Origin of the sequence: Streptomyces pactum (genome assembly GCF_002005225.1) — a bacterium.
GTDB classification, from domain to species: domain Bacteria; phylum Actinomycetota; class Actinomycetes; order Streptomycetales; family Streptomycetaceae; genus Streptomyces; species Streptomyces pactum_A.
Genome location: NZ_CP019724.1, coordinates 6,131,322 through 6,155,917 on the forward strand (window position 1 = coordinate 6,131,322; position 24,596 = coordinate 6,155,917).

The 24,596-nt window shown below is 72.2% G+C and carries 18 protein-coding genes and 1 pseudogene; 5 read left to right on the plus strand and 14 right to left on the minus strand.

Going from position 1 to position 24,596, the window contains the following annotated elements:
* Positions 1–55 precede the first annotated feature (55 nt).
* Positions 56–1,789, plus strand: a complete 1,734-nt coding sequence (locus B1H29_RS26220) for a glycoside hydrolase family 13 protein (RefSeq protein WP_055416599.1) — start codon at positions 56–58, stop codon at positions 1,787–1,789.
* A 76-nt stretch (positions 1,790–1,865) separates the two neighbouring features.
* On the opposite strand, the gene B1H29_RS26225 is transcribed toward B1H29_RS26220, so the two are convergent.
* Positions 1,866–2,876, minus strand: coding sequence for a hypothetical protein (locus B1H29_RS26225; RefSeq protein ID WP_055416598.1), 1,011 nt, complete (start codon positions 2,874–2,876; stop codon positions 1,866–1,868).
* A 217-nt stretch (positions 2,877–3,093) separates the two neighbouring features.
* On the opposite strand from B1H29_RS26225, the gene B1H29_RS26230 reads away from it, so the two are divergent.
* The 3 genes from B1H29_RS26230 (at position 3,094) to B1H29_RS26240 (ending at position 10,439) form a co-directional block, all read left to right on the plus strand.
* On the plus strand, positions 3,094–4,467 hold the full coding sequence (locus B1H29_RS26230) for an alpha-amylase (protein ID WP_079160473.1): 1,374 nt from the start codon (positions 3,094–3,096) through the stop codon (positions 4,465–4,467).
* 142 nt (positions 4,468–4,609) lie between these two features.
* Positions 4,610–10,027, plus strand: coding sequence for a pullulanase-type alpha-1,6-glucosidase (pulA, locus tag B1H29_RS26235; protein ID WP_055416597.1), 5,418 nt, complete (start codon positions 4,610–4,612; stop codon positions 10,025–10,027).
* Between the two features lie 55 nt (positions 10,028–10,082).
* A complete protein-coding gene (locus B1H29_RS26240; RefSeq protein ID WP_055416596.1) occupies positions 10,083–10,439 on the plus strand; it encodes a 5-carboxymethyl-2-hydroxymuconate Delta-isomerase in 357 nt (118 codons plus the stop codon).
* 4 nt (positions 10,440–10,443) lie between these two features.
* Here the strand turns inward: B1H29_RS26240 and B1H29_RS26245 are convergent, their stop codons facing one another.
* From B1H29_RS26245 to B1H29_RS26260, 4 genes and pseudogenes are all read right to left on the minus strand, one after another.
* Positions 10,444–11,133 carry a TetR/AcrR family transcriptional regulator gene (locus B1H29_RS26245; RefSeq protein WP_079160475.1) on the minus strand — a complete coding sequence of 230 codons (690 nt, stop codon included), beginning with the start codon at positions 11,131–11,133 and terminating at the stop codon, positions 10,444–10,446.
* A 57-nt stretch (positions 11,134–11,190) separates the two neighbouring features.
* Positions 11,191–11,904 (minus strand): annotated as a pseudogene (locus B1H29_RS26250) (flavin reductase family protein); the annotation flags it as partial.
* A gap of 16 nt (positions 11,905–11,920) precedes the next feature.
* Positions 11,921–13,852, minus strand: coding sequence for a hypothetical protein (locus tag B1H29_RS26255; RefSeq protein WP_055416594.1), 1,932 nt, complete (start codon positions 13,850–13,852; stop codon positions 11,921–11,923).
* 44 nt (positions 13,853–13,896) lie between these two features.
* Entirely contained in the window at positions 13,897–14,406 is a 510-nt protein-coding gene (locus B1H29_RS26260) for a tetratricopeptide repeat protein (RefSeq protein ID WP_055416593.1), read from the minus strand.
* 134 nt (positions 14,407–14,540) lie between these two features.
* Between B1H29_RS26260 and B1H29_RS26265 the strand changes: the two genes are divergently transcribed.
* Complete coding sequence (locus B1H29_RS26265; RefSeq protein WP_055416592.1) at positions 14,541–14,981, plus strand: hypothetical protein; 441 nt, start codon at positions 14,541–14,543, stop codon at positions 14,979–14,981.
* Between the two features lie 71 nt (positions 14,982–15,052).
* Here B1H29_RS26265 and B1H29_RS26270 read toward each other — a convergent pair whose 3' ends face one another.
* The 9 genes from B1H29_RS26270 to B1H29_RS26310 form a co-directional block, all read right to left on the minus strand.
* A complete protein-coding gene (locus B1H29_RS26270) occupies positions 15,053–16,579 on the minus strand; it encodes a DUF1996 domain-containing protein (protein WP_055416591.1) in 1,527 nt (508 codons plus the stop codon).
* A gap of 132 nt (positions 16,580–16,711) precedes the next feature.
* A complete protein-coding gene (locus tag B1H29_RS26275) occupies positions 16,712–17,365 on the minus strand; it encodes a response regulator (protein WP_055416590.1) in 654 nt (217 codons plus the stop codon).
* Entirely contained in the window at positions 17,350–18,627 is a 1,278-nt protein-coding gene (locus B1H29_RS26280) for a sensor histidine kinase (RefSeq protein WP_055416589.1), read from the minus strand. The genes B1H29_RS26275 and B1H29_RS26280 overlap by 16 nt, the downstream gene beginning before the upstream one ends.
* Before the next feature lie 51 nt (positions 18,628–18,678).
* Positions 18,679–19,713: an SDR family oxidoreductase gene (locus B1H29_RS26285; protein ID WP_055416588.1), complete on the minus strand. Its 1,035-nt coding sequence runs from the start codon at positions 19,711–19,713 to the stop codon at positions 18,679–18,681.
* 139 nt (positions 19,714–19,852) lie between these two features.
* Positions 19,853–20,782 carry a DUF6891 domain-containing protein gene (locus B1H29_RS26290; RefSeq protein WP_055416587.1) on the minus strand — a complete coding sequence of 310 codons (930 nt, stop codon included), beginning with the start codon at positions 20,780–20,782 and terminating at the stop codon, positions 19,853–19,855.
* A 248-nt stretch (positions 20,783–21,030) separates the two neighbouring features.
* On the minus strand, positions 21,031–22,062 hold the full coding sequence (glnII, locus tag B1H29_RS26295) for a glutamine synthetase (protein ID WP_055416586.1): 1,032 nt from the start codon (positions 22,060–22,062) through the stop codon (positions 21,031–21,033).
* A 226-nt stretch (positions 22,063–22,288) separates the two neighbouring features.
* Positions 22,289–22,984 carry a hypothetical protein gene (locus B1H29_RS26300; protein WP_055416585.1) on the minus strand — a complete coding sequence of 232 codons (696 nt, stop codon included), beginning with the start codon at positions 22,982–22,984 and terminating at the stop codon, positions 22,289–22,291.
* 98 nt (positions 22,985–23,082) lie between these two features.
* Entirely contained in the window at positions 23,083–24,027 is a 945-nt protein-coding gene (locus tag B1H29_RS26305; protein ID WP_055416584.1) for a hypothetical protein, read from the minus strand.
* Positions 24,028–24,085: 58 nt separating this feature from the next.
* Positions 24,086–24,445: an arsenate reductase family protein gene (locus tag B1H29_RS26310; protein WP_055416583.1), complete on the minus strand. Its 360-nt coding sequence runs from the start codon at positions 24,443–24,445 to the stop codon at positions 24,086–24,088.
* Positions 24,446–24,596 lie beyond the last annotated feature (151 nt).

Below are 24,596 nucleotides of genomic sequence, written 5' to 3' on the forward strand. Positions count from 1 at the left end.
CCTCGTCCCCCACCCACGCATCCATGACCAGACCACCGTTACGTACAAGGACGCCATGAGCCAGCAGCACTCCGCCGCACCGGCCCCCACCTCCGCCACCGCCACCGTCGCGGGGCGCCGCGACTGGTGGCGGGACGCGGTCATCTACCAGGTGTACCCGCGCAGCTTCGCCGACAGCAACGGCGACGGCATGGGCGACCTGGAGGGTGTCCGCACCCGCCTGCCGTACCTGCGCGACCTGGGCGTGGACGCCGTGTGGCTCAGCCCCTTCTACGCCTCTCCGCAGGCCGACGCCGGCTACGACGTCGCCGACTACCGGGCCGTCGACCCCATGTTCGGCTCCCTGCTGGACGCCGACGCGCTGATCCGCGACGCCCACGCGCTGGACCTGCGCATCATCGTCGACCTGGTCCCGAACCACTCCTCCGACCAGTACGAGTGGTTCAAGCGCGCCCTCGCCGAGGGCCCCGGCTCGCCGTCCCGGGACCGCTACCACTTCCGCCCCGGCAAGGGCGAGAACGGCGAACTGCCGCCCAACGACTGGGAGTCCGTCTTCGGCGGACCCGCCTGGACCCGGGTCACCGAGCCCGACGGCACGCCGGGGGAGTGGTACCTGCACCTGTTCGCCCCCGAGCAGCCCGACTTCAACTGGGAGCACCCGGCCGTCGGCGACGAGTTCCGCTCGATCCTGCGGTTCTGGCTGGACATGGGCGTGGACGGCTTCCGCATCGACGTCGCCCACGGCATGGTGAAGGCCAAGGGCCTGCCCGACCTCGGATCGCACGAGCAGTTGAAGCTGCTGGGCAACGATGTCATGCCGTTCTTCGACCAGGACGGCGTGCACGACATCTACCGCCAGTGGCGGCTGATCCTCGACGAGTACTCCGATGCGATGGGGCCCGGAGGGCCTTCCGCACAAGGGCGGGGGCGGGAGACGGGCGGGCGCATCTTCGTCGCCGAGGCGTGGACCCCGACCGTCGAGCGCACGGCCAACTACGTCCGTCCCGACGAGCTGCACCAGGCCTTCAACTTCCAGTACCTGGGCACCCACTGGGACGCCGAGGAGCTGCGCACGGTCATCGACCGCACGCTGGACGCCATGCGCCCGGTCGGCGCGCCCGCCACCTGGGTCCTGTCCAACCACGACGTCACCCGGCACGCCACCCGCTTCGCCAACCCGCCCGGCCTCGGCACCCAGATCCGCCTGGCCGGCGACCGTGAACTGGGGCTGCGGCGGGCGCGCGCGGCGACCCTGCTGATGCTGGCGCTGCCCGGCTCGGCCTACGTCTACCAGGGCGAGGAGCTGGGCCTGCCGGACGTCGTCGACCTCCCCGACGAGGTGCGCCAGGACCCGGCGTACTTCCGGGGCGCCGGGCAGGACGGCTTCCGCGACGGCTGCCGGGTGCCGATCCCCTGGACGCGCACGGGATCGTCGTACGGCTTCGGCGACGGCGGCAGTTGGCTGCCGCAGCCGGCGGGCTGGGGGGAGCTGAGTGTCGAGGCGCAGACCGGCGAGCCCGGCTCCACCCTGGAGCTGTACCGCGCCGCGCTGGCGGTGCGCCGCGAGCAGCCCGACCTGGGCGCGGGCGACGCCGTCGAGTGGCTGCGCGCGCCCGAGGGCGTCGTCGCCTTCCGGCGCGGGGAGTTCGTGTGCGTGGCCAACACCACCGGCGAGTCGGTGGCGACGCCCGCGTACGGGCGGGTGCTGCTGGCCAGCGGTGAGGTGACCGAGGCGGCCGGCGAGGCGAAGGTGCCGGCGGACACGACGGTGTGGTGGTCGCGGGCCTGACCGCCCGCCCACCGAGGGGCCCGCCGTTTCCCCCGGGGAGCGGCGGGCCCCTCGCCCGGTGCGCGGCTGACGCCCGTCAGCCGTCGCGCCGCGCCCACCGGGCGGCCCGGACCGTCCCCTCCTCGATGTCCTCGCGGGGCAGTCCCAGACCCAGCGAGGTCTCCAGGGCGTGGAAGTACAGCGCGAACTCGTCGGTCAGCTCGGGGTGGTCCAGTTCGGCGCGGCGGATGGCCCGGTTGACGAAGTCGAGCGGTCCGCGCCGGTCGAAGGGGGAGCGGCCCCGGTCGTACCAGATCAGTTCGATGATTCCGCCGTCGTCGACGCGGTGGCCGTCGCGCACGTAGTCGAAGGTGTAGATGGCCTTCGCGGAACAGGCGCTCAGGCACACGGTCTCCGTGATCCCCAGCTCGGCGAAGGCGTCGGCGTCGGCCCAGGCGCCGGGCGGCGTGTCGTGGTACAGCAGGAACGTCCAGTCGCCCGTCTGCCCGAAACAGTACGACTTCCCGAGCGTGTCCCAGTCGGCGCGGCCGTCCGCACCGCGCAGGTCCGACAGGCGTGTCCCGGCGGCGACCTGCTCGGGGTCGGCTCCGTGGAGCAGGGCGATCCGCTCGGCACTGACCCGCTCGCCGCGGAAGAAGGTGAGATTGGTGTAGGGGGCCTGCTCGCGCCACGAGCCGGCGATCCAGGCGAAGCCCTCCAGCGGGTCGCGTCCGCACGGCGGCGCGGGCGCCGTACCGTCCGCGCCGCCGCCGCGGAACCTGCGGCCCCAGCCGGCGTCTATCCGGTCCATCAGCCCGGCCCGGCCGGTGACCGTCCCGTCGAGCCCGCGGACGGCCTCCTCGGCGAGGCAGTACAGCGCCTCGTCCAGGCCCTCGGCGACGAAGACCTCGTCGTAGGGGCCGCTGTGGCCCCACACCGTGCCGTCCTCCTCGAGGACGAGGAAGAGGCCGGTGTACCCGTCCTCCACATGCTCCTCGTACTGCCCGTACGACGTGCCGGTGGGCGGGAACATGGCGTCGTCGAGCAGGTCGGAGCCCGCGGCCAGTCGGTGCCAGGCCTGCTTGAGCGCTTCCTCGGTGATCCGCATGGGGGCAGTATGCGGCCGGGCACTGACAGCGCCCCGGCGCCGGCTCCCCGGCGGAACTTCTCACCCCGACTTCGCCCCGACCGCTGCCCTTTCGGTCGGTGAACCCTTAACATCTGCGTCACCGCAAGGTTTCTGAAGGTTTCAGCAAGAGTCTTCAAGCGGGCCTCCGGGCACCTTCGGCTCCCCCCAACGCCTTCGACGATGAAGGAAACCCCACATGGCACGCACAGCCCTCACGGGGGCCGTCGCTCTGGCGGCGGCCACCCTTGTCATGACCCCGACGTCCGCGCAGGCCTCCCCGCCCGGCGCCAAGGACGTCACCGCGGTCCTCTTCGAGTGGAACTTCGCCTCCGTGGCCCGGGAGTGCACGAACACCCTCGGTCCCGCCGGATACGGCTACGTCCAGGTCTCCCCGCCCGCCGAGCACATACAGGGCGGGCAGTGGTGGACCTCGTACCAGCCCGTCAGCTACCGGATCGCCGGGCGGCTCGGCGACCGCGCCGCCTTCAAGGACATGGTGGACACCTGCCACGCGGCCGGTGTGAAGGTCGTCGCCGACGCCGTGGTCAACCACATGTCGGCGGGCGGCGGCACCGGCACCGGCGGCTCCTCGTACGGCAAGTACGACTACCCGGGCCTCTACTCCTCGTACGACTTCGACGACTGCCGCTCGGAGATCAACAACTACGGAGACCGGTACAACGTCCAGCACTGCGAGCTGGTCGGCCTCGCCGACCTCGACACCGGCGAGGACTACGTCCGCGGGAAGATCGCCGGATACCTGAACGACCTGCTCTCCCTCGGCGTCGACGGCTTCCGCGTCGACGCGGCCAAGCACATCCCGGCCTCGGACCTCGCCGACGTCAAGTCCCGGCTGAGCAACCCGGGCGTGTACTGGAAGCAGGAGGTCATCCACGGTGCCGGAGAGGCCGTCCAGCCGGGCGAGTACACCGGCAACGGCGACGTGCAGGAGTTCCGCTACGCCTACGACCTCAAGCGCGTCTTCAACAACGAGAACCTCGCCTACCTGAAGAACTACGGCGAGGGCTGGGGGTACCTGAACAGCGGCGTCGCCGGTGTCTTCGTCGACAACCACGACACCGAGCGCAACGGCTCCACGCTCAGCTACAAGGACAACGCCACCTACACCCTGGCCAACGTCTTCATGCTGGCCTGGCCCTACGGCGCCCCCGACGTCAACTCCGGCTACGAGTGGTCGGACCACGACGCCGGACCGCCGAACGGCGGCCGGGTCGACGCCTGCTGGCAGGACGGCTGGAAGTGCCAGCACGCCTGGCCGGAGATCAAGTCGATGGTCGCCTTCCGCAACGCCACCCGGGGGCAGGCCGTCACGAACTGGTGGGACAACGGCAACGACGCCATCGCCTTCGGGCGCGGCAGCAAGGGCTACGTCGTCGTCAACCACGAGTCGGGCGCCCTGACCCGCACCTACCAGACCTCGCTGCCGGCCGGGACGTACTGCGACGTCCAGAGCGGCAGGCCGGTGACCGTGAACGGCTCCGGCCAGTTCACCGCGACGCTCGGCGCCCACACGGCGCTCGCGCTGCACGCGGGCAAGTCCGCCTGCTGAACGGACGTACCGGGCAGGGGTCGTGAGAGTTCGTGAAAGTTCTTACCGCTGCTTTCACGACCCTTGCCGCAAGTCTTGCGCGGGCGTTACCGTCTCGCCGGGGTCGGACCCGATCGAGCCGTCATCGCAAGGAGCTCACGCCGTGATACCGAGAAGGCCGGTGCCTGACGCGCGCCGCACCGCACGAGCGAGACGGGTCGCGGCCGTCACCGTGGCCGCGCTCGCCGCAGCCCTCCTCCCGCCCCTCGCCGCGCGGGCCGACGCCCCGCCCCCGCCCCCGTCCGACGCCAGGCTCGCCGAGGCCGACGCCCGCCACGACCTCACCCGTGAGCAGTTCTACTTCGTCCTGCCGGACCGCTTCGCCAACGGCGACACCCGCAACGACAGGGGCGGCCTGACCGGCACCCGCCTCGCCACCGGCTACGACCCCACCGACAAGGGCTTCTACCAGGGCGGCGACCTCAAGGGCCTCACCCAGAAGCTCGACTACATCAAGGGCCTGGGCACCACCTCCATCTGGATGGCGCCCATCTTCAAGAACCAGCCCGTACAGGGCACCGGGGAGAACGCCTCCGCCGGCTACCACGGCTACTGGATCACCGACTTCACCCAGGTCGACCCGCACTTCGGCACCAACCAGGACCTGAAGAACCTCATCTCCAAGGCGCACGCCAAGGGCATGAAGGTCTTCTTCGACGTCATCACCAACCACACCGCCGACGTCGTCGACTACGAGGAGAAGTCCTACGACTACCTCTCCAAGGGCGCCTTCCCGTACCTGACCAGGGACGGGGAACCCTTCGACGACGCCGACCACGCGGACGGCTCCCGGCGCTTCCCCCGCGTGGACGCCGGCTCCTTCCCCCGCACGCCGGTCGTTCCCGCGGCGAAGAAGGACCTCAAGGTCCCGAAGTGGCTCAACGACCCGGCGATGTACCACAACCGGGGCGACTCGACCTGGGCCGGCGAGTCCGCCACCTACGGAGACTTCTCCGGCCTCGACGACCTGTGGACCGAACGTCCCGAGGTCGTCAGCGGCATGGAGAAGATCTACCAGCGGTGGGTGAAGGACTTCGCCATCGACGGCTTCCGGATCGACACCGTGAAGCACGTCGACATGGAGTTCTGGACCCAGTGGGCCACCGCGCTCGACGCCTACGCGGCGAAGAAGGGCCGGGACGACTTCTTCATGTTCGGCGAGGTCTACTCCGCCGACACCGCCGTCACCTCCCCGTACGTCACCCAGGGCCGCCTGGACTCCACGCTGGACTTCCCCTTCCAGGACGCGGCCCGCGCCTACGCCTCCCAGGGCGGCAGCGCCCGGAAGCTCGCGGCCGTCTTCGGTGACGACTGGAAGTACACGACCGACAAGGCCAACGCCTACGAACAGGTCACCTTCCTCGGCAACCACGACATGGGCCGCTTCGGCACCTTCCTCAAGCAGGACGACCCCGAGGCCAACGACGCCGAACTGCTGAAGAAGGCCCGGCTCGCCAACGAGCTGATGTTCCTCGGCCGCGGCAACCCGGTGATCTACTACGGCGACGAGCAGGGCTTCACCGGCGCGGGCGGCGACAAGGACGCCCGCCAGCCGATGTTCGCCTCCCGTACCGCCGACTACCTGGACGACGACCAGCTCGGCACCGGCCGCACCCACGCCGACGACGCGTACGACACGCGAGCACCGCTCTACCGGCAGATCAGTGCGCTCGCCGAGCTGCGCAAGGCCCACCCCGCCCTCGCCGACGGGGTCCAGACCGAGCGCTACGCGGCCGACGGCGCCGGCGTCTACGCCTTCTCCCGCACGGACGCCGCACGCGGCACCGAGTACGTCGTCGCCTTCAACAACGCCGACGAGGCGAGGACCGCGACCTTCGCGACCGGCTCGCCGCACATGGCGTTCCGTGGCCTCTACGGCACCGACGACGACGTGAGGTCCGGCGCCGACAAGAAGGTCACGGTCACCGTCCCCGCCGGGTCGGCCATCGTCCTCGGGGCCGCGGGCCAACTCGCCGAGCCCGCCACCGAGCCGACGGTCACCCTGACCGCCCCGGACCCCGGCGCCACCGGCACCGTCGAGCTGACGGCCGACGTCGACGGCGGGCAGCTCAACCGCGTCGTCTTCGCCGCCCAGACCGGCGACGGCAAGTGGCGCACCCTCGGCTCCGCCGACCACGCCCCCTACAAGGTCACCCACACCATCGCCGAGGACACCCCGGCCGGCACCGCCCTGCGCTACAAGGCGGTCGTCGTCGACTCGGCGGGCCGCACCGCGAGCACCACGGCCGCCTCGACGACCGGCACCCCGCCCGTCGAGCAGCCGCCGACCGCCGCCTCCCGCGACTACGCGATCGTCCACTACAAGCGGGAGGACGGGAACTACGACGACTGGGGCCTGTACGCCTGGGGCGACCTCGCCGAGGGCGAGGCCACCGAGTGGCCGAAGAGCCACCCGTTCACCGGCCGGGACGCCTACGGCGCCTTCGCCTACGTCAAGCTCAGGCCCGGCGCGACCGACGTCAACTTCCTCGTCATAGACGAGGACGGCGACAAGGACGTCGCCGCCGACCGCGCCATCGACGTCACACGGACGGGCCAGGTCTGGATCGAGCAGGGCGAGGAGCAGGTCGTCACGGAACGGCCCGACCACCCCGCCCCGGACACCACCAAGGCCGTCCTGCACTACCACCGCGCCGACGGGGACTACGACGGCTGGGGCCTGCACACCTGGGGCGACGCCGCGAACCCCACCGACTGGTCGAAGCCCCTGACGCCGGTGAGGACCGACTCCTACGGCGCGGTCTTCGAGGTACCGCTCACCGAGGGTGCCGACAGTCTCGGCTACATCGTCCACAAGGGCGACGAGAAGGACCTGCCCACCGACCAGGCCCTCGACCTCAAGGCCCAGGGCCACGAGGTGTGGCTGGTGAGCGGCGAGGAGAAGTACCTGCTGCCGCAGCCGGCCGGCTCGGCGGCGGCCGTCGACCTCACCACCGCCAAGGCGGTCTGGATCGACCGGAACACCGTCGCCTGGAACGGCTCCGGGGGCGCCGCCTCCACCCAACTGCTCGCCTCCCGCACCGGCTCGGTCAAGGCCGAGGACGGCACCCTGACCGTCGGCGACGAGACCACCTGGCTCCGCCTCACCGAGACCGCCCTCACCGACGCCCAGAAGGCGGCGTACCCGCACCTGAAGGAGTACACCGCCTGGTCCGTCGACCCGCGCGACCGCGACCGGGTGCGCGAGGCCCTGCGCGGCCAGGTCGTCGCCTCCCAGCGCGCGGCCAACGGCGCGTTGCTCGCGGCGACGGGCGTGCAGACCGCCGGCGCCCTGGACGACCTCTACGCGGCCGACGCCACGAAAACCGACCTCGGGCCGGTCTTCCGCCACGGCCGGCCCACGCTGTCCGTGTGGGCGCCGACCGCGCAGAGCGTGAAGCTGGAGATCGGCGACCGCACCGTCCGCATGCGGCGCGACGACGACACCGGCGTCTGGTCCGCCACCGGCCCGAAGTCCTGGAAGGGCAAGGCCTACCGCTACGCCGTCACGGTGTGGGCCCCGAGCGCCGGCGAGGTCGTCACCAACAAGGTCACCGACCCCTACTCGCTCGCCCTGACCACCGACTCCGAGCGCAGCCTCGTCGTCGACCTGGACGACCGTTCCCTGACCCCGCGCGGCTGGCACGGCTACGACAAGCCCGAGGCGGTACCGCTCAGGGACGCCCAGATCCAGGAGCTGCACATCCGCGACTTCTCCGTCGCGGACCGGACGGCGGACGCGGACCACCGCGGCACCTACCTCGCCTTCACCGACGAGGACAGCGACGGCTCCGAGCACCTGCGCGAACTGGCCGAGGCGGGCACGTCGTACGTGCACCTCCTCCCGGCCTTCGACATCGCCACCATCCCCGAGAGGAAGTCCGACCAGGCCACCGTCGACTGCGACCTCGCCGCGCTCCCGGCCGACTCCGACAAGCAGCAGGAGTGCGTGGCGAAGGCCGCCGCGAAGGACGCCTACAACTGGGGCTACGACCCCTACCACTACACGGTCCCCGAGGGCTCCTACGCCACCGACCCGGACGGCACCGCCCGCACGGTCGAGTTCCGCGAGATGGTCAAGGCACTGAACGAGGACGGCCTGCGGGTCGTCATGGACGTCGTCTACAACCACACCGCGGCGAGCGGCCAGGCGAAGACCAGCGTCCTCGACCGGATCGTGCCCGGCTACTACCAGCGGCTCCTGGCCGACGGCTCGGTGGCGAACAGCACCTGCTGCGCGAACACCGCCACCGAGAACGCGATGATGGGCAAGCTGGTCGTCGACTCGGTCGTCACCTGGGCCAGGGAGTACAAGGTCGACGGCTTCCGCTTCGACCTCATGGGCCACCACCCGAAGGCCAACATCCTCGCCGCCCGCGAGGCCCTCGACGCGCTCACCCTCGAGAAGGACGGCGTCGACGGCAAGAAGATCATCCTGTACGGCGAGGGCTGGAACTTCGGCGAGGTCGCCGACGACGCCCGCTTCACGCAGGCCACCCAGAAGAACATGGCCGGCACCGGCGTCGCGACCTTCTCCGACCGCGCCCGCGACGCCGTGCGCGGCGGCGGCCCCTTCGACGAGGACCCCGGCGTCCAGGGCTTCGCCTCGGGCCTGTTCACCGAGCCCAACTCCTCCGAGGCCAACGGCACCCCGGCGGAGCAGAAGGCCCGCCTGCTGCACTACCAGGACCTGATCAAGGTCGGCCTCTCCGGCAACCTCGCCGACTACACCTTCACGGACACCGACGGAAAGGAGGTCAAGGGCTCCGAGGTCGACTACAACGGCGCCCCCGCCGGATACGCCGAGGCCCCGGGCGACGCCCTCGCCTACGCCGACGCACACGACAACGAGTCGCTCTTCGACGCGCTCGCCTTCAAACTGCCGGCGACCGTGAGCGCCGACGACCGGGCCCGCATGCAGGTACTCGCGATGGCGACCGCGGGCCTCTCCCAGGGCCCGGCGCTCTCCCAGGCCGGAACCGACCTGCTGCGCTCCAAGTCGCTGGACCGCAACTCGTACGACAGCGGCGACTGGTTCAACGCCATCCACTGGAACTGTGCCGACGGCAACGGCTTCGGCCGCGGCCTGCCCCCGGCCGCCGACAACCGGGACAAGTGGCCGTACGCCGAGCCCCTGCTGGGCACGGTCGAGGTCGGCTGCCCGCAGATCACGGGCGCCTCGGCGGCGTACCGGGACCTGCTGAGGATCCGCACGAGCGAACCGGACTTCTCCCTCGCCACGGCGGAGCAGGTGCAGTCCCGGCTCTCCTTCCCGCTCTCCGGGACGGACGAGACACCCGGCGTGATCACCATGGACCTCGGTGACCTCGTGGTCGTCTTCAACGCCACCCCGAAGCCGCGGGAGCAGCGGATCGAGGCGGCGGCCGGGACCGGCTACCGGCTGCACCCGGTGCAGGCGGCGGGCGCGGACCCGGTGGTGAAGGAATCCTCGTACACGGCGAAGACCGGCACGTTCACGGTGCCGGGCCGTACGGTCGCCGTGTTCGAGCGGGCCGGCTGACGGCCGTAGGACTGCGGTTAGGGTGAGCCCTGCTGTTCACGCAACGGGAGGGCTCATGCCGCAGATCACCGTCGACTACTCCGCCCGGCTCGCGGACGACTTCGACCGGCCCGCGTTCGCGCGGGCGCTGCACACCGCCGTCGTCGACATCGCGGCCGCGAAGCCGCCGGCGTGCAAGACGCAGTTCCGCCGGACCGAGGACACCACGGTCGGCCCCGACACCGAGGGACACGCCGTGGTACACGTCACCCTCGGGCTGCTCGCGGGCCGCACCGAGGAGACCAGGGCACGTCTCACCGAGGCCGTCCTGGAACTGCTGCGGCAGTACGTGAAACCGGGCGACGGCCTCGCCCTGCACGCCTCCGCCGAGGTCCGCGACCTGGACCCGTCGTACCGCAAGTTCGAGAACTGAGCAGCTAGCCCGCGAGCCCGACGAGCCGGCCGACCAGGTCCCCGAAGTGGCCGTCGGCCGGCTCGGCCTCGATGACACGGCGCAGCAGGGCGCCCATCTCCTCGTCGTAGGCGGCGCTCACCGCCATCAGCGCGGCGAAGTCGTGCACGAGCTGGACCTCCAGCTCGGCGCGCGGGATACGGCGCCCGTCCAGCCAGATCAGCGCCGTCGACTCGGCGAGCGAGATCCAGGAACGGACGACCAGTTCCAGGCGCGCGGGCGGATCGGTGACGCCCAGGTGCGAAAGGATCTGGACATACGCGGCCTGCCGTACGGAGTCGACGAGCGCGTTCGTGGTCGAGGAGCCGACCGCCGGGCCGCCGCGCATCAGCGCCGAGAAACCCGGCCCGTGCTCGTCGACGAAGTCGAAGTAGCGGCCCATGACGCGCAGCAGCCGCGCGCCCAGCGGGCCCTGTCTCGGCTCCACGAACCGGGCCGCCAGATCGTCCGAGGCACGCTGCAACGCGGCCTCGTACAAGCTGAGTTTGCCGGGGAAGTAGTGGTAGACCAGCGGGCGCGAGATGCCCGCGGCCGACGCTATCTCGTCGATGGAGACCTCGTCGGGCGAGCGGCGGCTGAACAGATCGAGCGCGACGCCGATCAACTGCTGCCGCCGCTCCTCGACGCCCATCCTGCGGCGCACCCCGATAGTCATACGAACACCTTACCGATCGAATCCGGCCTTCGAACGGGCCGGACCGGGCACAGGCGTTCACATGTCCAGCACGAGCCGGTTCCCCCGGGCGCGGGACACGCAGATCAGCATCGAGTCGCCGCGCTCCGAGTCGGTCAGCAGCTCGTCGCGGTGATCGATCTCGCCCTCCAGCACCTTCTGTTGGCAGGTCCCGCACCATCCCTGCTCACAGGAGTACGGAGTGTTCGGCAGCTCGGCGCGCACGGCGGCCAGCACCGAGGTGTCCCCGTCCACGGTGAGCGTGCGCCCGCTGCGGTGCAGCTCGACCTCGAACTCCCCGTCGCCACCGGCCGTCGTACGCGGCGCGAACCGCTCCAGGTGCGGGGTGACGCCCGCCGGGAGGCGTTCCCCGACGGCCGCCATCAGGCCCTCCGGGCCGCAGCAGTACACCGCCGTGCCCTCGGGGAGGTCCGCCAGGAAGGCGTCGAGCCCCGGGCGCCCGTCCTCGTCCTCGGCGACGACGGTGACCCTCCCTGGGCCTTCGGCCGGGGGCACCCCCGTCTCGCTTCGCTCGTGGTCCGCATCCAGCTTCTCGATCTCCTCCAGGAACGGCATCGAGGCCCGCGTCCGCCCGCCGTACAGCAGCCGCCACTCGGTGCCCTCCGGCAGGGCCCGCAGCATCGGCAGGACGGGCGTGATGCCGATGCCGCCGGCCACGAAGGCGTAGGCGGGGGCCTCGACCAGCGGGAAGCGGTTGCGCGGTCCGCGCACCTCCCCCGCACGCCCCGGTTGGCGCCGTATGCCCCGGCTAGCGCAGGCCGCCGATGGTCCGGCCGCTCTCCAGGGTGCCCTTCAGCTCGGCCTGCGCTCCCTGCTCGGCCCCCGCCGTCAGCAGGTTCCCGTCGGCGGAGTCCTTGATGCCGCCCGTGGCCTCGACCGACTTGGTGTCGCGGTCGCCGGCGGCGAGCAGGTACCAGTGCCCGCCCTCCGACTTCCACAGCACCCCGGCCAGCACGTGCGGATCGCGCTCGCCGCACGCCGGTACGTCCTGGGCCTTCGCCGCCACCGCGCCCTGCGCCCCGCCCGGCGTCCGGAACTGGGCCATCACCCGGGTCCCGGCGCCCCGCCAGGTCTCGGCACGGGTGCACACCCAGGCGGCCGAGCCGCTCGCGTCGGGCAGCGGCTGCGCCGCGAACCGCCAGGCGTTCACCGACCGCACGCCCCGCCCGCGCACCGCGCCCAGCGAGCAGGCGTACGGCGCCCAGGTGTCCCGCGCCCCGGCACCGGCGGCGTCCTTCGCCGAGCCGGGACGCCCGGTGGTGAGGCGGGCCGGCACCAGCTCGCCCAGGTCGGTCACCAGACGGGTGTCCGAGCCGTCGGTCAGCTCCAGCGCGTTCCAGGACGTGCACCCGTCGGACCGCTGCTGCACCGGGCTGGCCACCGGCGAGGTCACACCGTCGGTCAGTGTCAGGTCCCGGGCACCGGCGTCCGGGTCGGTGAGGTCCCGCCCGGCCGCCTTCGTCACCCAGGGCGCCGTCAGGTAGCGGACGTTGCCGTCGGCCCGGCCCAGGACGACGGCGGTCGCCTCCGCCCGTCCGGCACCGTCGATGCGCGCGAAGTCCAGGGCGGCACCGGCCGTGCCGTCCTTCGGCTCGGCGTACCTGGCGATGCGCAGACCGTCGTGCAGGATCACCACGCGGGCGTTGTCGACGTTCCCGGCGTACAGGAGCTGGGGCGGGCCGGACGGACCGCCGGTCGGCGTGCCCGGCGTCGCCGAGACCCCCACGCTCTCCCCGGGCCGGGCCCAGACGGCGAGGGCGCGGCGCAGCAGTTCCTCGTCACCGGTGAGGTCCCCGCGGGCCGGCCACACCGAGAAGTCGGTGCGCGCGGAGGTCTTCCAGGCGGCCGGGGCCACCTTCGTCAGCTCGGCCGGGTCGAGGGCGGCCTGGGCCGCGGGGTTTCGGGAGTACGGCGGGGCCGCGGCGCCGTCCGGCCCCCAGCCGTCGCCGGGCAGTACCAGCAGCGCCCCGCACACCACCAGGGCCGCCCCGGCGACCAGCGCGGCCTTCGTGTGCTGCCGGCGGCGCATCAGATCGGTCGGCCGGGCCTGGAGCGAGCAGGGGTCGAACTCCGGGGAGCCGAGCAGCGCGTACTGGCCGGGCACCTCGTCGGCCTCCCGCAGCGCGGCCTGCGCGTCGGCGACCCCGGCGGCCCCGAGCAACTGCCGGACGCCGTCGTCGGGGAGCTTCTCCAGGCCCCGCAGCACGTACGCCGCCCGGGCCGGTGAGGAGAGGGCGGACAGCCGCTGGTCGAGGGCGAGCTCGTCGGCGCCGCCGGAGCGCGGGAAGAGCTTGAGTCCGCGCACCTGGGGCAGCAGCGGCGGCAACTGGGAACGCTTGGGCCATGCCCGCCGCCTCAGCGGAAGGCCCGCCTCCAGTGCCGCACGGACGACCCGGAGGCGGACCAGGGCGTAGCCGGGGTCCACCTCGCGGCCGGTCGGCTGGGCCGGGATCACGGGGGTCGTCGTCCGGTTCCGGGGCAGTGCGCGCTGGGTGAGGGCGTGCGCGGTCAGCACCCGGCGGCCCCGGCCGAGGCGCGGCGGCAGCACCAGATAGGCGAGCCGGACCAGGCGCGGGTAGTGCTCGACGAGCGCGGCCTCGGCCTGCTCGACGTCGACGACCGGGCCGGCCGGGGAGGCGGAGGACGGTGCGGGGCGCGGGGCGACATCCTGTGACTGCACGTTCAGCAGAACGAGCGAATCGGTGGTTGGTCACCGTGCCCGGGTCAGTCCCCGGGCTCCACCAGCAGCCGTGCGTAGGCGGCCATCGAGCGCTGGTAGCGCGGCAGATGGGGCGCGAGCGCGCCGAGCACCAGCGACAGGCCCTCACGGTCCCGGCCCGTGCTCGACAGGCACAGGGCGAGCGTGGCCCGGACGGCGTCGTCCAACTCGTCGGACGGCGCCGACAGTTCGGGAGTCAGGAGCTCGACGCCCTCCTGTGGGTGTCCGGTGTTCCGCAGGGAACTGGAGAGCTGGATCCTCGCCCGGCGGCCCTTGTAGCGGCTGACCCCGCCCAGGCCGCGCGCCAGCGCCTCGCGGTACAGCGGCACCGCGCGGTCGGAGTGGCTCGTGGAGTCCCAGGCGCAGGCCCGCTCGAACAGGCCGAGGGGACTGTCCGGGGGCAACTCGTCGGCGAGGGCGCCGATCACCGCCCGGAAGGCGGCCGCGTCTCCTTCGGCGAGGTCGTCGAACGTCGCCCACGCGGCGGTCACACGGTCTTCCCAGTCCTGGTCCACGGCGTCACTCTCGCACGGGCGGGCCGGCAACGGCACCAGGATTCTGAGTGGTTCGCGCCCCGTGGCCGTATCGATGGCGAGAGCCCTCGCCGGGGCTCCGTGCGGCATGTCGCCGGAACGGACCGGAGGAACACATGAGGCTGACCCGACCGATGCTCGCGCTGGCCGGAGCGGCGGCGCTCCTGGCACTGACGGGCTGCGGATCCGACGGGGACGGCGGGTCCGCCGTGCCCGAGACGGCCACCGGCAGCCTGGAGCACCTGGCCGCCGAGGTGAAGTGCGCCCCGAACATGCAGACCGACGAGGACACCATCCGCCAGGCCATCTGCGAGGAGGGCGACGAGAAGTACGTCCTCGCCACCTTCTCCACCGACCGGGGCCAGCGCGAGTGGATCAACACGGCCAAGGACTACGGCGGTTACTACCTCGTCGGCCGCAAGTGGGTCGCCGTCGGCCACGAGGACGTCGTGGCGGACCTGCGCGGGCGGCTGGGCGGCACCCTGGAGCAGGGCACGCAGCACGGTGGCGGCAGCCACGAGGAGGGAGACGGCGGGCATGGCGGGCACGGCGGCTGACCCGTAGGGGGACGCGAAGGGGGCCGGTGGCGAATGCCGCCACCGGCCCCCTCATGCGGCCCCCGCGAGGACTACTGGCAGTCCTCGCCGCTGTTGATGCAGTCGACCACCTCGTTCATCAGGTCCTCGTCCATGACGTTGATGAAGTCGTTGTGATCGGTGATCGGCTTGTGCAACTGCTCCGGGAAGCCGTCCACCGCGTACGGGTTCTGCACCTGTCCGTTCTCGATGGTCGGTGCGGGCACGTCGTACACCAGGCGGACCTGGAGCTGCGGAATGGCCTGGAAGCCGTTCGGGCAGCTACCGTCCTGCTGGACGAAGGCCACGTGGTCACGGTGGTTGGCGCTGTCGATGTTCTGGCCGTCCCAGCAGCTCTGGAAGTTGGAGGTGCGCACGACCTGGCTGCCCTCCGGGCAGAGCACGTACTTGTCCGTCACCTGCCTGTCCTCGAAGCCGGTACAACTGAACGAGCTGTTGGCGTTCGCGACCCCATTGGTGAACGCCTTGGCGTCACCGGTGATGATGCGCAGGAACTTCGGCATGGCGACGACGTCGCTCCGCTGGTTGCCCACGAACTTGATCTCGGCCTCGCTGGCTTTGAGAATCTTGCCGACGTTGCCTTCGGCGCCACCGCCCAGATCCCCCGCGTCGAACTCCTGGGTGCCGTCCTGGAGACGCAGCACCGGCCAGTAGTACGTGGACTTGTCACCCTGGTTCTGGCACGACGTGTCGGCGGCCGCCAGGTCCTCGTCACTGGAGAAGGCGTCGTTGTCCTGGTTGCCGACGTAGTCGTGCGTGTGGTGCGCGCCGTTGTCGACGCCCGGGGCCACGATCAGGTTGTCGCTGTTGAACAGGTTGTTCTCGTTGACACCGCAGTTCGCGGTGAACGAGCCCGTGGACCCGCCCTCTCCGTTGGCGGCCAGGCCGTTCTCCAGGTCCCGCGAGCCCGGCTGGACGTCGTTGATGTCGACGAAGTCCTCGGCGAAGGGGCCCGCCGCTCCGTTCCCGTTGTCGCCCTGGTTCTGGCCGTCGTCCTGGCCCTGGCCGTCACCGCCTTGACCGTCACCGTTCTGGCCGTCGCCGTTCTGGCCGTCGCCGTTGTCCTGGCCGTCGCCGTTCTGCGGCTGTTGCGCGGGCTGCCCCTGGCACCCGGCCAGCTCGTCCAGGTTGTCGTCGGCCTGGCCGCCGGCCCGGTTGATCTCTAGCTGGATCCGGTCGATGATCGCCTTTCGGCGGTCCTTGAGCGGGCCGAGAATGGCGTTCTGGACGAACTGCGCGTCACCCGCCTGCGCCCGTCGCGTGGTGGCGAGGCGCTTGTAAGCTTCGGTGATCTGGCTGTCCATCGTGGCCAGTTCGCCGTCGACCTCCCCGCGCGCCCGGTCCGGCACGTCGGAGAGCTGCTGGCCGACGTCCGGACAGTCGATCGTCGCCACCTGCGCGGCGGCGGACCTCGTCCGGTTGTGCCCCGGATTCTCCTCGTGCGCCGAGGCGTAGAAGTTGGCCCAGACCAGCCCGCCCCCGCCGACCGCCAGGGCCGCCGCCCCGGCAACGACCTTGGTGGCCAGCGGCGTACGGCGTTTTCTTGTGTTGCGTCCCATGGAACTCCTCTGACTTCCTTGCGGGGCATCGAGGGCGCCCGACAGGAGTGAAGCGGCTCCCTTCCATACGGAGGCCGTCCCGGGGGTGTTCAGTCGTCTGCGGAATTGATGGGTCCTGTGAGGCCGGCGAGGTCAGCGGCCGCGGTCCAGATACGCCAGAACCGCCAGCACACGGCGGTTGTCGTCGTCCGAAACCTCGAGGCTCAACTTCGCGAAGATGTTCGCGGTGTGCTTCGCGATCGCCCGCTCCGTGACGACGAGCCGGCCGGCGATCGCCGCGTTGGTCCGCCCCTGCGCCATCAGCTCCAGCACCTCCAGCTCGCGGGGCGTCAGCCGCTCCAGCGGCCGGTCCTCCGCCGCACGCCGGCTCAGGAGCTGCTGGATGACCTGCGGGTCCATCGCCGTACCGCCCGCCGCCACCCGCCGTACCGCGTCCACGAACTGCTCCGCGTCGAACACCCGGTCCTTGAGCAGGTACCCGACCCCGCCGCTGCCGTCGGCGAGCAGCTCCCGGGCGTACAACTGCTCCACGTGCTGGGAGAGCACCAGAACCGGCATTCCCGGCCGCCTGCGGCGGGCCTCGAGTGCGCACTGCAGGCCCTCGTCGGTCAGCGTGGGCGGCAGGCGTACGTCGACGACGGCGACGTCCGGCTCGAGTTCGGCCAGCGCCCGGGACAGCTCGGGACCGGTCTCGACGGCCGCGGCGATCTCGAAGTCGTGGGCCTCCAGCAGCCGGACCAGCCCGTCGCGCAGCAGGAACAGGTCTTCGGCTAGGACAACGCGCAAGGGATCTCCATGGTGACCATGGTGGGGCCGCCGACGGGCGAGCTGACGGCCAGGACGCCGTCGAATGTACCCAGCCGGCGCTCCACCCCGGCCAGCCCCGACCCCGCTCCGGTCACCGCGCCGCCCCGGCCGTTATCGGTGACGGCGACGCGCAGCCGCCCCTGGTCGTGGTGCATGTCGATCCAGACCCGGTCGGCGCCGGAGTGCTTCACGGTGTTGGTGAGGATCTCGCTGACCGCGAAGTACGCGGCGGACTCCACGGGTGCCTCGGCGCGGCCGGGCAGTTCCACGTCGACCTCGGCGGCGACGGGCAGCCGCAGCACCAGGGCGCGTACGGCGTCCCCGAGGCCGCGTTCGGCGAGCACCGGCGGGTGGATGCCGCGCACCAGCTCGCGCAGCTCGGTCAGGGCGTCGGCGGAGGACCGGCGGGCCTGCGCGAGCAGTTCCCGGGCCTTCGCCGGGTCCTTCTCCAGCAGTGCCTCGATCGTCCCGAGGTCCATGCCCATGGCGACCAGCCGGGCCTGCGCCCCGTCGTGCAGGTCCCGCTCGATGCGGCGCAGTTCGGCGGCGGAGGTGTCGACGGCGTCGCGGCGGGTCTCGGTCAGCACGCGCACCCGTTCGGCCAGTTCGCCCTGCCCGGAGCCGAGAAGGGCGGCGGTGAGCCGGAAGTGCGCCCGCAGCAGGCGCGGGGCGAGCCAGAGGGCGACGACGAGGAGCACGGCGCCGAGGCCCGCGGCGTAGAAGGCGGAGCTCTGGTCGGTGACCCGGACGAAGCCGTACCAGTACCCGTCGGGCAGGACCCGCCACAGCCCGGCCGCGATCGCGAAGCCCTCCAGCGGGTAGAGCGGCAGCGCGAAGGCCAGCAGCGCGGTGACGAAGCCGGCCGTCATGTCGGCCGGCAGCCACAGGAAGTCCCGCCAGGTCGCCGGGTCGCGCAGCATCCCGAAGGTACGCCCCCACGGATTGGCGTCCTCGGGCAGCGGCCGGTACGCCCGCTGGATCCGCACGCCGCCCCACTCGGCGGCGAGCAGCCGCCGCCGGTCCGCGAACGCCCGCACGCCGGTCAGGACCCAGGGTGTGGTGACGATGCCGATCCCGACCGGGACGAGGGCGACGGACACGAGGGTCAGGCAGAAGCACAGCACCGCGCCGGGCAGGGCGATCAGCGCGAGTGCGAGTCCGCGCCCGGCGGACAGTGCCACACCCCGCGTCCGGGTCCTCCGGCCGGTGCGCCGGCCGTCGCTCTTCGTCTCGAGGTTCATGCCGCAAGTCTCGCGGAGCCGACGGCGCGGGGCACTGGGCCCGGCCCCCGGTCAGGGGGTGGTGCCAGGTACACCACCGCCGGGTCCGCTCCCGCCGCCCGCGAGCACCTTCGCCTCCGTCTCCGGGTCCAGGCCGACCGGCGGCCGGTCCGGGCGCTGCGGCGCCGTGCCGCCGATGTCCCGCAGCCAGGCCCAGGTGTCGGTGACGGTGTCGCCGACCGGGCGGCAGCTCAGGCCCGTCGCCAGCGCCCGGGACACGTCCGCGCTCTGCAGGGCGTCGTGCAGGTCGCTGCCGGGCGGTGTCCACACGGGCAACTGCCCCCACGGTTCGAGGCCGGCGGCGAGAACGGCTTCCGGGGCGGTCCAGCGCAGCTCGGCGGCGCCGCCCGTGGCCGCCGCGCAGGCGTCGAGCAGGGCGCCCATGGTGGTGTGCCCGGGCGGGGAGACCAGGTTGTACGGTCCGCTCAGCTCCTGCTCCACCGCGCCCAGGACCCAGGCGGCGAGGTCGCGGACGTCGACGTACTGGAGGGGGAGGTCCCGCGGGCCCGGCGCGAGCACCGGGCCGCCGCGTGCGACGCGGTTCAGCCACCACGGCAGCCGCCCGATGTTCTCGTACGGGCCGAGGATCAGCCCGGCCCTGACGAGCACCGAACGGTCCGGGCCGAAGGCGTCCCGGACGGCCAGCTCGGCGCCCCGCTTGTCCCGGGCGTAGTCGCTCGGCCCGGCGTCCGCCGAGGCGCCCTCGACGAGCGGCGCGTCCTCGGCGTACCCGGCGGGCGGGGCCCAGGCGTACACCGAGCAGCTCGACACGTACACGTACCGGCCGGCGCGGCCCCGCAGCAGCCGCGCCGCGTCCCGCACCGCGCGGGGCGCCGCCGACCAGGTGTCGACGACGGCGTCCCACGTGCCGTCGGACAGGGCGGTCAGCCCGTCGGGTTCGGTGCGGTCGCCGTGCAGCGACCGCACCCCGTCCGGCGGGGCGTGCCGCCCGCGGTGGAAGACGGTCACCTCCCAGCCGCGCCCGAGCGCCGCCTCCACCACGGCCCGCCCCACGAACTCCGTACCGCCCAGCACCAGTAGCCTCATGCGGATCACTGTGCCCGGCGCGCCGGACGGAGGGAACACCCGTCTGCCGACAGCTAAGGCCAAGCGCCTCGTGGGCGGCGCTTACCGGGGCCTCCTGCTGCGTGGGCGTCGCTCCGGCGTGGAGCCGACACCGAACCGGTCAGCCCACCAGCCGTTTGCGCCAGTTCAGCGGCGTGACGGTGATGGCCCGGCCCGGATCGCCGTCCCATCGCGTGGCCAGCCCGGCCGCCGTGAACGCCGCCACGACCTCGTGTCCGACCGCCGTGGTGGTGTCCTCGGAACCGTCGAAACCGCCGTAGTGCAAGGTGAGTCCGTACCCCTCGGCCGCACTCTCCGTGCTCTGCCGGTGGAAGAAGACGAAGCCCCGCGCGCCCGCGCGCTCCGCGCCTATCTCCGCCATGCCGCAGCCGCGGCAGCACGCGAAGTCCTCCCGGGCGGTGATCCCGGCCGCGTCCAGCGTCCCGAAGACCCGGGTGACCCGGTCGGGGTCGGTGGCGCCGTCGTCCCAGCACTCCTGCTCCGCGAGCCGTTCCAGCCACAGCCGGTCCACCAGCCGCCTTGCCTGGGCCTTGGACACCGGCCGCTCCCCGTGGTCACCGCCGGTCAGGAAGTCCTCGGCGATCTCGGCCAGGGACCCGCGGCCGTCGTAGCCGCAGCGCAGCCGCTCCCGCACCCGCCGCTCGACCTTCTCCCGGACCTCCTCGGGCAGTTCCGGCACCTCCTGCTGCGGACCGAGGTCGATCGGCTCCCAGTCGACGCCGGTGTCCCAGCCGGTCTCCTGGCGTGCCCAGCCGGTCAGGAGGTCCGCCACGCGGCCGGGATCGCCGAGGGCCGTGCCGAAGAACGCTTCCTCGGCGGCCCGGTGCTCCAGCCGGTAGTCCCCGCCCTCCTCGTGCCACACCTGCGCGAACACGTCGGGGATGTCCGGTATCCGCTGGACGACCAGGTAACGGTCGCCGGTGCCGCCGATCCGTGTCACCAGCTCGCGCAGCGCGGCCGCCCGGATCCCGGTGTGCGTCTGCCAGTTCTCCGTCTCGACCCTGATGGCGAGGTCCCCGTCGATCTCCATGCCCTCCACGATGGCACGCGCCACTGACAACGCGATCACGACGGCGGCGGGTCACGACGGCGGCGGGTCACGACGGTGGCGAGTCATGACGGCGGCGAGTCATGACGGCGGCGAGTCATGACGGTGGCGGGCCTGACGGTGGCGGGCCTGACGGTGGTGGCGGGCCTGACGGCGGCGCGGGTCGTGACGGCGGCGCGAAGGGGCGCCCACCGACGTGGTGGACGCCCCTTCGCCGGAGCCGGGCCGGATCAGACCTGGCCGGCCTTCTCCAGCGCCGTGCAGCAGGTGTCCACCAGCAGGCGGGTCACCACGTACGGGTCGACGTTGGCGTTCGGACGGCGGTCCTCGATGTAGCCCTTGCCGTCCTTCTCGACCTGCCACGGGATGCGGACCGAGGCACCGCGGTCGGAGACGCCGTAGGAGTACTCGTTCCACGGGGCCGTCTCGTGCAGGCCGGTCAGTCGGTCGTCGATGCCGGCACCGTAGTTCTTGACGTGGTCGAGCGGCTTGGAGCCCTCGCCGAGCGACTCGGCCGCGGTGATGATCGCCTCGTAGCCCTCGCGCATCGCCTTGGTGGAGAAGTTGGTGTGCGCACCGGCGCCGTTCCAGTCGCCCTTGACCGGCTTGGGGTCCAGGGTGGCGGAGACCTCGAAGTCCTCGGCCGTGCGGTAGAGCAGCCAACGGGCCACCCAGAGCTGGTCGGAGACCTCCAGCGGCGACAGCGGGCCGACCTGGAACTCCCACTGGCCCGGCATGACCTCGGCGTTGATGCCGGAGATGCCGAGGCCGGCCTTCAGGCAGTTCTCCAGGTGCGCCTCGACGACGTCACGGCCGAAGATCTCGTCCGAGCCGACACCGCAGTAGTAGCCGCCCTGCGCGGCCGGGAAGCCGCCCTCGGGGAAGCCGAGCGGGCGGGCGCCCTTGAAGAACGTGTACTCCTGCTCGATGCCGAAGATCGGCTCCTGCGCGGCGAAGCGCTCGGAGAGCTCGGCCAGCGCGGCGCGGGTGTTGCTCGGGTGCGGGGTCATGTCCGTGTCGAGGACCTCGCACAGCACCAGGATGTCGTCGCCGCCGCGGATCGGGTCGGGGCAGGAGAAGACCGGCTTGAGCACGCAGTCCGAGGAGCTGCCCTCGGCCTGGTTGGTGGAGGAACCGTCGAAGCCCCAGATCGGCAGGGTGTCCAGGCCGGCGGGGGCGTCCGTGATGATCTTCGTCTTGGAACGGAGCTTGGCCGTCGGCTCGGTGCCGTCGATCCAGATGTACTCGGCCTTGAAGGTCACGGTGACACATCCTTCGGGGTGGGTCCGGGCGCACTGCGGGTGCTGCGGCGCTGCGGCACTGGGCGCCGCGACTACTGCCGTGCAGCGTGCCAACAGGCGATTTCCCGTCCGTTGCCCGTTTGTGAACCCCGTGTTACCTGGGGTCGGTGTGGCGCGTCTCCCACGGCTCCCGCCCGTCCGCGGCCGCCGCCTCCGTGACTTCCCCGCTCCGCCGGGTGGCCGAGACTCACCCCACCCTCTCGACGAGTGCCCGCCGGACGAGGAACTTGCCCTGCTCGCGGACCTGCTCGAACGCCGCGTTGTTGAGCAGTACGCAGCTACCGGAGACGGAATCGACCTCAACCGTCGTGGACTTGTCGTTGTCCAGGTTGGTCACCTTCAGCTTGGTGCCGACCGGGAACTGGTTGCTGGAGGCGGCGGGTGCGCCGCCCTCGCCGGAGAGGGTGACGGTGGAGCCGTCGCAGACCTCCTCGCCTGCCTGGCCGGCGCCTCCGGCCTGCTCCCCGGCTTCCCGGCCCGCCTCCTGCCCGGTGTCCTGCCCGGTGTCCTGCCCGGCTTGCGGGCCGCCCTGCGGCGGCTGGGTGGCCTGGGAGTCCTGAGCCGACTCCCCGACCGCGCACCCGGACGCCTCCTGCTTGCGCTCGATCTCCGCGATGACAGCCTCGCGGTTGGCGATCCTGGCCTCCGACTGCGCGTCGGGAGCGGCCCGCTGGCCGTCGATGAACCGCTGGTTGTTGCCGAGCGCCGTGGCCAGGCCCTGGCAGACGGAGGAGTCCTGGGCGGACGTCGTCCGCGCGTTCTGGGTGGTCTGCGCGGCGTTCGAGGCGTTCGCCGTCACGAACGCCCCGCCGCCGGCCACCGCCGCCGCGCCGACCAGCAGCGCGACCTTCTTCTTCGTACCGAGAGTTTTCCTGCGCGACATGCGCGTCTCCTGAAGAGGTGGGGAAGCGTACGCCGTTATGTACGGGATACCGAACGAAGTTGCTCAGCGGTCGTGCCGGCACGCGCGGGTAACCCGTGTCACACCCCGCCCTCCTCGTACGCCACCACGTTGTCGTTGGCGTACTGGAGCAGGCCCTCCGTCTGCCGGGTGAGCGCCTCCTCCCCGGTTTCCGCCCCGTCGCCCCACTGGCCGTTCGAGAACACCACCGACCGCACGGTCATCAGCCGCCGGAAGACGCCGGCCGACCCGGGCGGCACCGTCGGCAGCCCTGCCTCGGGCGGCGGGTCGAGCGAGACCGTCTGGTACGTCACCGGGTCCATGGAAGCCATCGCGAACACCGTCCCGGCGTCCTCCGCGCGCACGAAGCTCGCCACGGTCACGCTCACCTGCGAGCGCCGCTCGGCGTCCGTGAAGAGGGCCGCGGTGAGCCGCAGGCAGCCCTCGCCCTGGTCGACCAGGGCGGCGAGCTCCGGGGACATGCCCTGCGCGCACTCGGTGGTGGTGGCCAGGTCGACGCGCTTGTACCGGGAGCCGTCGGACAGGCGCACGCTCGTCTCCGGGAAGGCCTGCTCCGGACGCACCACCGGGCGTGCGAGCAGTGAGGGCAGGGCGGAGGGCGCGTCGGAGGGCGGGGCGGCGGAGACGGAGGGGACGGCGGCGGCCGTGGCGGACGCCGTGGCGGACGACGGCGCGGCCCGGTCGTCACCGTCATCGCCACCCGTGTACATCAGGGTGCCGGCGACGATGGCCGCGGCGAGGACACCACCCGTTCCCGTGACCACCGCGACCCGGGTGCGGCGGCGTCTGCGTATGCGTTGCTGTTCGGCCTCCCGGGCGGCCGTGGCCGCCGCGGGGCCGTACGGGCCGATTGGGCCGTAGGGAGGCTGCTGCCCGTACTGCCCGTACTGCGGCTCCTGCCCGTACTGCCCGTACTGCGGCTGCTGCCCGTACTGCGCGGCCCGGTCGTGCGCGCCGTGCTGCCCGTGCTGCCCGTGCTGCATTCCTTGATCATCGTGGGTCATGGCGGCGCAGGGTAACAGCGCGGACGGTGTTGAGTCCCGGCGCCCGACAAGTCATCGGCTAACGGGACAGAACATCCCGGACCGCCTCGTCGGTGCGGCCCACGACGGCCGTTCCGTCGTCCGCCGTGATGATCGGACGCTGGATCAGCTTCGGGTGCTCGGCCAGCGCCCGGACCCAGCGGTCGCGTGACGCCTCGTCACGGGGCCAGTCCTTCAGGCCCAGTTCCTTCGCGGCGGCCTCCTGGGTGCGGGTGATGTCCCACGGCTCCAGGCCGAGGCGGGTGAGCACCTCGCGGATCTCGTCCTCGCTCGGTACGTCCTCCAGGTAGCGGCGGACGGTGTAGTCGGCGCCCTCGGCGTCGAGCAGGCTGATCGCGCTGCGGCACTTGGAACAGGCCGGGTTGATCCAGATCTCCATGCCGCACACGGTAGCCCGGGGGGTGCGAAAACTCGTTCACCCCGTGCGTCACAGGGACCCCGAAAGCCCTTGTGGCCAGGGGCTTTTGTCAGTGGTGGGCGGTAAAATAGAAGCAGTGTTCGAGGGTGTCGCCGGGAGGTCCGGACGGCGC

Bases quoted from the DNA above. Each gene is read 5' to 3' on its own strand.
- B1H29_RS26220 (WP_055416599.1), top strand. From the start codon at position 56: ATGAGCCAGCAGCACTCCGCCGCACCGGCCCCCACCTCCGCCACCGCC.
- B1H29_RS26225 (WP_055416598.1), bottom strand. From the start codon at position 2,876: ATGCGGATCACCGAGGAAGCGCTCAAGCAGGCCTGGCACCGACTGGCC.
- B1H29_RS26230 (WP_079160473.1), top strand. From the start codon at position 3,094: ATGGCACGCACAGCCCTCACGGGGGCCGTCGCTCTGGCGGCGGCCACC.
- B1H29_RS26240 (WP_055416596.1), top strand. From the start codon at position 10,083: ATGCCGCAGATCACCGTCGACTACTCCGCCCGGCTCGCGGACGACTTC.
- B1H29_RS26245 (WP_079160475.1), bottom strand. From the start codon at position 11,133: ATGACTATCGGGGTGCGCCGCAGGATGGGCGTCGAGGAGCGGCGGCAG.
- B1H29_RS26265 (WP_055416592.1), top strand. From the start codon at position 14,541: ATGAGGCTGACCCGACCGATGCTCGCGCTGGCCGGAGCGGCGGCGCTC.
- B1H29_RS26270 (WP_055416591.1), bottom strand. From the start codon at position 16,579: ATGGGACGCAACACAAGAAAACGCCGTACGCCGCTGGCCACCAAGGTC.
- B1H29_RS26280 (WP_055416589.1), bottom strand. From the start codon at position 18,627: ATGAACCTCGAGACGAAGAGCGACGGCCGGCGCACCGGCCGGAGGACC.
- B1H29_RS26285 (WP_055416588.1), bottom strand. From the start codon at position 19,713: ATGAGGCTACTGGTGCTGGGCGGTACGGAGTTCGTGGGGCGGGCCGTG.
- B1H29_RS26290 (WP_055416587.1), bottom strand. From the start codon at position 20,782: ATGGAGATCGACGGGGACCTCGCCATCAGGGTCGAGACGGAGAACTGG.
- B1H29_RS26300 (WP_055416585.1), bottom strand. From the start codon at position 22,984: ATGTCGCGCAGGAAAACTCTCGGTACGAAGAAGAAGGTCGCGCTGCTG.
- B1H29_RS26305 (WP_055416584.1), bottom strand. From the start codon at position 24,027: ATGACCCACGATGATCAAGGAATGCAGCACGGGCAGCACGGGCAGCAC.
- B1H29_RS26310 (WP_055416583.1), bottom strand. From the start codon at position 24,445: ATGGAGATCTGGATCAACCCGGCCTGTTCCAAGTGCCGCAGCGCGATC.